1 protein-coding gene is annotated in these 234 nt (G+C 37.6%); it reads right to left on the bottom strand.

Annotated elements, in window-relative coordinates; all coding sequences use genetic code 11:
* A partial coding sequence (locus tag R0J92_RS26780) for an MMPL family transporter (RefSeq protein WP_411053916.1) occupies positions 1-234 on the bottom strand: 234 nt, incomplete at both ends.

Below are 234 nucleotides of genomic sequence, written 5' to 3'. Positions count from 1 at the left end.
AAATAAAATGATCATTGCCGCGAATACTGTACCTCCTGCAAATAATACGGGTTTTGCCGTTGCACGCATTGCCACTTTCATCGCTTCATATTGATTTTCATCATGATTCAACTCTTCACGATAGCGAGAAAAAACAAATAATGAATAATCAATCACAGCCGCAAATAATAAAATACTCATAATAGAAGTGGTCGAGTTATTGATTTCAAGTCCACCGACGCCAAGTAAAGCGAC

The sequence above is a fragment of the Tritonibacter sp. SIMBA_163 genome (assembly GCF_046535935.1).
GTDB lineage: Bacteria > Pseudomonadota > Alphaproteobacteria > Rhodobacterales > Rhodobacteraceae > Epibacterium > Epibacterium scottomollicae.
Note: the sequence above shows the minus strand (reverse complement) of the source record. Positions and strands in the feature narration are given on the sequence as shown.